The organism is Type-D symbiont of Plautia stali (genome assembly GCF_001485335.1).
GTDB classification, from domain to species: domain Bacteria; phylum Pseudomonadota; class Gammaproteobacteria; order Enterobacterales; family Enterobacteriaceae; genus Pantoea; species Pantoea vagans_C.
Genome location: NZ_BBOC01000142.1, coordinates 1 through 7401, shown reverse-complemented (window position 1 = coordinate 7401; position 7401 = coordinate 1). Strand labels below are relative to the sequence as shown.

The window sequence follows — 7401 nt, the reverse complement described above, 5'->3', positions numbered from 1 at the left end:
ATTGGCATCGACTTTGCCGTTATTGATGTTGAAGGTAATGCCCTGATAACCGAGGCCCGTGACCTTGGCTAACGCCAGCTTGCTGTCAGCTTCAACGGTTTTCACATCGCTGGCGGCCACGCCTTCAGTGAGGTCGAGGTCGCCTGCGCGCAGGTTAGCGAGACGCACTGAGGCATCTGGAATCGGCAGGAAGATCACTTTATCGAAGTGGTAGGCGTCTTTATTCCAGTAGTTGTTATAACGCTGCAGCACAATGCGGTCCTGCTGCACGCGGCTGACAAACTGATACGGGCCGGAGCAGACCGGATGCGTGGCGAAATCCGGTTTTTTCGCCGCTTCCGGGGCCAGCATGGCACCCGCGCGGTCGGTTAACTGGCTGAGTAGCGCCGCATCGGGTTTTTTCAGGTGGAATTTCACCTGCATTGGGCCGCTCACTTCGACGCTGTCAATCGAGGAGATTTCGCTTTTACGCAGCGATCCCGGTAGCGTTAACGCGCGCTCAATATTGAACTTCACCGCGTTGGCATCGAATTTTTCGCCATCCTGGAAGGTCACGCCACTGCGCAGGTTCATGGTCAGGGTTTTGCCCTCATCGCTCCATGCCCAGTCGGTTGCCAGTCCTGGCACCACTTTCAGATTTTCATCCACATCCACCAGGCGGTCACACATCGCGGCAAAGACAAAGCGACCGTAATAGGTGCGTGCCAGATGGGGATCGAGCATGTCCGGATCGGCCCCCAGGCCAATGCGGATAACACTTTCAGCCTGGCTGTGGGCACTGGCGCCGAGCAGTAACAAGCCGCTTAAGGCGGTGAATAACGTATGACGAGCTTTGTTCACAGGCGAATCTCCAGAGGGTTAAGCTTGTTGTTTGACGGCCTGCTCAAACAGCGCGCGGCGTCGTAAAAAGGCAGCGGAAGGCGGTGCGATGGTGATGACGCTGCGATCGCGGTTAATCTCCTGCCAGCGATGACAGGCAATCTGGCGTCCACCGCTCAACATCTGATTGATCGGTTCAAACTGACGGCAATCCGAGGTGGCCCAGGGGCAGCGGGTGTGAAAGCGGCAGCCGGACGGTGGATTGGCCGGATTGGGCAGATCGCCCTGCAGCATCGGAATCTGACGGCTGGCCCCCGGCTGCATCTGCGGAGCAGAGGCGATCAGCGCCTGGGTGTAAGGGTGCAGCGGGGCATCGAAAATCTCGTCCACGCTGGCGACTTCCACGATCTGCCCGAGGTACATCACCGCTACGCGATCGCTCATATGACGGATCACCGCCAGACCGTGGGCGACGATGATCATGGTCAGGCCGAACTGCTGTTTCAGGCTCTCCAGCAGGTTTACTACCTGCGCCTGCACAGAAACGTCCAGCGCAGAAACCGGCTCATCGCCCAGCAGCAGTTTGGGCTGAGAGGCAAGCGCACGGGCAATGCCGATACGCTGACGCTGGCCGCCGGAGAACTCGTGCGGATAGCGCTCAGCCCAGGCGGCGGGCAAACCCACGGTGCGCAGCAACTCGGCCACACGCGCGTGACGATCTTCGCGGCTCAGCTTTTCATGCAGCCACAGCGGTTCGCCGACAATCTGTTGCACCGTCATGCGTGGATTCAGTGAGGCGAAAGGGTCTTGAAAGATGATTTGTAACTCGCGGCGCAGTTGATTCAGGCGCGCACCGCTGGCATCGGTAATGCTTTCACCCTGATACAACACTTCGCCCGCACTGGCCGCCAGCAGGCGCAACAGCAAGCGGCCCAGCGTCGATTTACCGGAGCCGGATTCACCGACAATCGCCAGCGTTTCGCCCGGCATCACCTGTAACGACACGCGGTCCACCGCCGTGACGCCTCGGTTGCGTTGAAACAGGCGGGTGGGCCCAGCGAAGGTTTTGCTTAAATCACGGCACTCTAAAATCGGGTTCATGCGATCTCTCCCAGCGCAACGTACTGTTCCAGCGGAGCGCGGAAACACGCCACCTGATGATCGGGGGCCAGCGCCCGCAGCGCCGGACGGTTGTGCTGGCAGCGCGTTTCGGCAAAGGGGCAGCGATTGGCGAAGCGGCAACCTGCCGGCATGTTTTCCGGCAGCGGCACCTGGCCAGGAATGGTGGCCAGCGCGCCGTTACGGCCGCTCAGGCTGGGAATCGATCCCATCAGGCCAATGGTGTAGGGGTGTTGTGGGTCGTTAAAAATTTCCTCTACGCTGCCGCTTTCCACCACCTGTCCGGCGTACATCACCGCCACACGCTGGGCGACTTCGGCAACTACGCCAAGGTCATGGGTGATCATCAGTACGGCGGTGCCGGTTTCCTGCTTCAGGGTATTCAGCAGCGCCAGAATCTGCGCCTGAATGGTGACGTCCAGCGCGGTGGTCGGCTCATCGGCAATCAGCAGTTTCGGCTGGTTAATCAGCGCCATGGCGATCATCACGCGTTGACGCATGCCGCCAGAGAGCTGGTGCGGATAGGCTTTGAGGCGCATCTCCGGTGCGGGTATCTGCACTTTTTGCAGGATGCTGAGAGCGGCTTCCCATGCGGTGCGGCGGTTGACGTTACGGTGGCGCATTACCGCTTCACTGAGCTGGTCGCCGAGGGTAAAGGCGGGATTGAGCGAGGTCATCGGCTCCTGGAAAATCATCGCCAGCTGATTGCCTCGCAAATCGGCATAGTCGCTGGCGCTGAGATCGCGCAGGTCGCGTCCATCAAACGTCATTTCCCCTTGCTCTATCTCGGCGCTGTTGGGCTGTAACCCCATCAGCGTTAATGAGGTGATGCTTTTGCCGCAGCCGGATTCACCGACCAGCGCCAGGGTTTCCCCGGCATGCAGCGTCAGGGAAATATCATCCAGCACCGTGACGGGAGAACCGCGAAATTTGACGCGCAGATTGCGTACCGCTAAAACCGGGTGACCGCTCATGGCGACTCCTCTTGGTGAGAATAGAGCGCTTCCAGCAGCGCCTGTTGTAGTGCCAGCAAATGCTCACGCATCGCGGCGGCGGCTTCGTGCGGCTGGCGCTGCGCAATGTGATTGACCAGGCGCTGATGATGGTTGTCGTAGGTATCGAGACGGGCCGGAGTGCGTGCCTGCACGCGCAAATGTTGCCAGCCGGGGTCGCGGCGCACGGCATCCACCGCATCAAACAGACCCAGCATCAGGCGGTTACCGGCCGCTTCCGCAATGGCGCGATGAAAGGCGCTGTCCCACAGTTCATGCTGATCGCCATCTTCAGGCGCAGTGATACCGTGCATACGCTCCAGCAGGCGCTGCATCAGGGCAATTTGCTCTTTGCTGGCGCGCAGGGCGGCAAGCCTTGCCAGCCCTGGCTCCAGCTGTAAACGCGCTTCCATCACTTCCAGCAGATTGGATTGCTGTGGCAGATCGTGCAGCGCCAGAGGTTGAACCGGGGCCGCTGGGCCCACAAAGGTGCCTTTGCCCTGTTTACGCCAGATGCGTCCTTCTTCTTCCAGCACATCCAGCGCGCGGCGGATTTCGCGACGACCGACATTAAAGCGTTCCGCCAATTCACGTTCCGTCGGCAGGGCGCGATCCGGTTGCTGCTCGTGTTGCTGGATCAGTTGACGCAATTGCTCCAGGGCAGAACTGGAGTTTCGGGCGCTCTCTGACGAATGATTCATGATTGGTTCGCCTGTTTAAACATCAGAAAAAGATCGGTATTCCGGCTTATCCAGCAGTTTTATTGATGAAACGCTGAGCAATGGGCTTTCTCAGCTTAGGCAAGAAGTGAACCAATGTTGAATTGGTTCGGCTGTGGCGGTGCGATGAAAGGAATAACCCTTTGAACAGTCAGTAAAAGTTTTTTCAGTGCCAGTCAAAAATTGCGAGCTGTATCAAATTCAGGTTTACGCAGCTTGCGACATGTTGGTGCGCAGCTGCTGCATCGCTGTGCAGTGATCGGTCATCATCCGGCGGTGAATTTAATAATTCTTCTGTTTTTCAATGAGATAAATATTGGCACTTTTTTTGAATGTCATTAATCAGATGCAGGAGCGATAGCGGGCAACCGACGTCGCCAGACAATTTGCAATGGGTCACTAGGGTTCCGATCGAAAGATGCTGGTCCGAGAGTGACCGACCGTCCTCTGACGGTTACACGGCGGGATAAAAGCCCGGGAGGAAAGCGAGATCGTTGCTCGCCGCCTCCTGCTTTATTTCAGCCCGTTAACGTCAGAGGAATCCTCATGATCAAAGCCTGCCTTCGCCTGCTGTTGCTTTGCACTGCCGTGCTGTTCAGCGTCAACACGCTGGCCGCCGACAAACCCTCCTTCAAAATCTGCTGGTCCATTTACGCCGGATGGATGCCTTGGGACTTTGCCCAACAAAGCGGCATCGTCAAAAAATGGGCCGATAAATACGGCATTGATATCCAGTTTGTGCAGGTCAACGACTACATCGAATCGGTGAACCAGTACACCGCCGGTGGTTTTGACGGCTGCACCATGACCAACATGGATGCGCTGACCATTCCGGCCACCGGTGGCGTGGACAGCACCGCGCTGATAGTCGGCGACTACTCCAACGGCAATGACGGCATCCTGTTTAAAGGCAAAGGCAATATCGCCTCGCTTAAAGGCAAGCCGATCAATCTGGTGGAACTCTCGGTGTCCCACTATCTGCTGGCGCGTGCGCTGGAGAAATCCGGCATGAGCGAGAAGGATGTCAAAGTGGTTAATACCGCTGATGCCGATCTGGTGGCCGCGTTTGGCACTCAGGATGTGCACTCCATCGTGACCTGGAACCCGCTGCTGGCCGAAGCGGAAAAGCAGCCGGACAGTCACTTAGTCTTCTCCTCTGCTCAGATCCCGGGCGAAATCCTCGATTTGCTGGTGGTGAACACCGCAACCCTGAAAAAGTACCCGCAGCTTGGCAAAGCGCTGACCGGTGCCTGGTATGAAACGTTGAAAACCATGTCGGGCCAGAGCGAAAGCGCGAAAGCAGCACGCACGCAAATGGCGCAGGCATCAGGCACCGATCTGGCGGGATTTGATCAGCAACTGGCGGCAACACACCTGTTCAGCGATGCCAAAACCACCCTCGATTTTGTTGATAGCCCGCAGCTTAAAGCCACCATGCAACTGGTCGCCGAGTTCTCCTTCAAACACGGCTTGCTAGGTGAAGGCGCACCGAGTGCCGATGTGGTGGGGGTCGAAACGCCAGCCGGTAACTGGGGTGATGCCAATAACCTGAAACTGCGCTTCACCGATGAATACACAAAACTGGCGGCCGCTGGGCAGCTGTAAGCGAGGCGAAGCCGATGCGTAAATTGATCAACTACCAACCGCTGCCGCTCGGCCGCCTGCTGCTTGGCATTCTGCCGCTGCTGGCGCTGCTGCTGGTCTATCTGTTCGCGTCGGATGCGCGTCTCAGCCTGAACGCCGCAGACAAACTGTTGCCGGGATTTAATGCCATGGGCGAGGCCATCAGCCGTATGGCGTTTGAACCCAGCCCGCGCACTGGTGAATACCTGCTGTGGACCGATACTGCCGCCAGTCTGATGCGCCTGCTCAGTGGCGTGGTGATCAGCGCCCTGCTGGCGCTGGCGCTGGGCCTGTTCACCGGGGCATTGCCGGTGGTGCGTGCGGTACTGGCACCACTGGTGACGGTGGTGGCGCTGGTGCCACCGCTGGCGATTCTGCCGATTCTGTTTATCTGTTTTGGCTTAGGCGAAGTGTCAAAGGTGGTGCTGATTGTGATTGGCATCACTCCGCTGATTGCGCGTGATTTGCAGCTACAGGTGCAGAAAATTCCGCGTGAACAGCTGGTGAAAGCGCAGACGCTGGGCGGCCACAGTGCCCAGGTGTTATGGCGTGTGATCCTGCCGCAACTGATGCCGCGCCTGTTTGATGCGGTGCGGCTGTCACTGGCCTCCGCCTGGCTGTTCCTGATCGCCGCAGAAGCTATCGCGGCTACCGAAGGGCTGGGCTATCGCATCTTCCTGATGCGTCGCTATCTGGCAATGGATGTGATTCTGCCGTACGTGGCGTGGATTGCCCTGTTGGCCTTTATGCTCGACCTGCTGCTGCGGCTGATTAGCCGTCGTTGCTGGCCGTGGTATCACGCGAAATAACCAAGGGGCGAGCGATGCCATTACTGCAACTGAAAAATCTGCAAAAGCACTACGGCGATCAAGTGGTGTTGGAACGACTCAATATCGACGTGGAGGAGGGCGAGTTTGTGGCGATTGTCGGTGCATCCGGCTGCGGCAAAACCACCTTTCTCAACATGTTGCTCGGCACCGAATCGCCAACCAAAGGGCAGCTGCTGCTGGATGGCGAACCGATTCCGGACGAACCGGATGCCCAGCGCGGCGTGGTGTTTCAGCGTTACTCGGTCTTTCCCCATCTGACGGTGCTGGGCAACGTGATGCTGGCGGAAGAGTTCAGCACCGCACGCTGGCTGGGGCGCGTGTGGGGGAAGAAACGCCTGGAGATTCGTCAGCGAGCGCAGGCGATGCTGGCGCAGGTGGGGCTGGAACATGCGCAGAGCAAATATCCGCACCAGCTCTCTGGCGGCATGCAGCAGCGTTTGGCACTGGCGCAGGCACTGATGAAACAGCCGCGCATCCTGTTGCTCGACGAGCCGTTTGGTGCACTCGATCCTGGTATTCGCAGCGAGATGCACCAGCTGATTACCCGCCTGTGGCAGGAGCACAACCTGACCATCTTTATGATTACCCATGACCTGAAAGAGGGCTTCAGCCTGGCTTCGCGCCTGCTGGTGTTCGACAAACTGCGTCACGACCCGCATGCGCCAGAAGCCTGGGGCGCCACTATCACTTATGACCTGCCACTCGACCGCGATCAGCCTACGGCTGGCTTGCCGTCTGAGCCGCAGGTGGCTTAAAGGAGAGAAGCATGAATGCTTATCAAACACTGTTACCGGCGGGTTCGCACTGGTCACTGGTGATGCGCAGCGGTACCGCGCTGACGCTGACCGATATCGAAGGCGGTGCCAATGTCGGCCTGCTGTTTTATAACCCGGAAAATCTGCTGGAGCGCTACAACGCGCCCGACACGCTGAAGTGCCAACACACCTTCCGCCTGACGGCGGGGCACTGCCTCTACTCCGATATGGGGCGCATTTTTTGCGGCATCGAACAAGACAGCTTTGGCTGGCACGAAACGGTGTGTGGCACGCTGAATGCGCAGCAAACCGCCGCGCGCTTTGGCGTCAGTGACTATCAGGAAGCGCGCAATCTGCGTCATCAAAACGGTTACGACAGCTTCCTCATCGAACTGGCGAAGTACGGTTTAGGCCAGCGAGATATGGCGGCCTGCCTCAACCTGTTTGCCCAGGTACGCGCCGATGATAACGGCACGTTGAAACTGGAGAAACAGGGTGCACCGGGTGCCTCCGTGCGTCTGCGCTTTGCCATGGACACCTTAGT

8 protein-coding genes and 1 riboswitch are annotated in these 7401 nt (G+C 58.3%); of the genes, 4 read left to right on the top strand and 4 right to left on the bottom strand.

Annotated elements, in window-relative coordinates:
• From PSSD_RS24990 to PSSD_RS24975, 4 genes are all read right to left on the bottom strand, one after another.
• Positions 1-840: ABC transporter substrate-binding protein (locus PSSD_RS24990; protein ID WP_235589298.1), on the bottom strand; the 840-nt coding region annotated here is incomplete at its 3' end.
• An 18-nt stretch (positions 841-858) separates the two neighbouring features.
• Positions 859-1920 carry an ABC transporter ATP-binding protein gene (locus PSSD_RS24985; protein WP_058974115.1) on the bottom strand — a complete coding sequence of 354 codons (1062 nt, stop codon included), beginning with the start codon at positions 1918-1920 and terminating at the stop codon, positions 859-861.
• Positions 1917-2912: an ABC transporter ATP-binding protein gene (locus PSSD_RS24980; protein ID WP_058974114.1), complete on the bottom strand. Its 996-nt coding sequence runs from the start codon at positions 2910-2912 to the stop codon at positions 1917-1919. Before PSSD_RS24980 ends, PSSD_RS24985 begins: the two co-directional genes overlap by 4 nt.
• A complete protein-coding gene (locus PSSD_RS24975) occupies positions 2909-3631 on the bottom strand; it encodes a FadR/GntR family transcriptional regulator (RefSeq protein ID WP_058974113.1) in 723 nt (240 codons plus the stop codon). Before PSSD_RS24975 ends, PSSD_RS24980 begins: the two co-directional genes overlap by 4 nt.
• A 406-nt stretch (positions 3632-4037) precedes the next feature.
• A riboswitch (guanidine-I (ykkC/yxkD leader) is annotated at positions 4038-4132 on the top strand.
• Positions 4133-4195: 63 nt separating this feature from the next.
• Here PSSD_RS24975 and PSSD_RS24970 point away from each other — a divergent pair.
• From PSSD_RS24970 to PSSD_RS24955, 4 genes are all read left to right on the top strand, one after another.
• The gene (locus PSSD_RS24970; RefSeq protein ID WP_058974112.1) at positions 4196-5254 is read left to right on the top strand and encodes a putative urea ABC transporter substrate-binding protein; all 1059 of its coding nucleotides are present in this window, start codon (positions 4196-4198) and stop codon (positions 5252-5254) included.
• A gap of 14 nt (positions 5255-5268) precedes the next feature.
• On the top strand, positions 5269-6081 hold the full coding sequence (locus PSSD_RS24965) for an ABC transporter permease (RefSeq protein WP_039335016.1): 813 nt from the start codon (positions 5269-5271) through the stop codon (positions 6079-6081).
• Positions 6082-6095: 14 nt separating this feature from the next.
• Positions 6096-6857, top strand: coding sequence for an ABC transporter ATP-binding protein (locus PSSD_RS24960; protein ID WP_058974111.1), 762 nt, complete (start codon positions 6096-6098; stop codon positions 6855-6857).
• Positions 6858-6868: 11 nt separating this feature from the next.
• The coding region (locus PSSD_RS24955; RefSeq protein WP_058974110.1) for an urea amidolyase associated protein UAAP1 at positions 6869-7401 on the top strand (533 nt) is incomplete at its 3' end.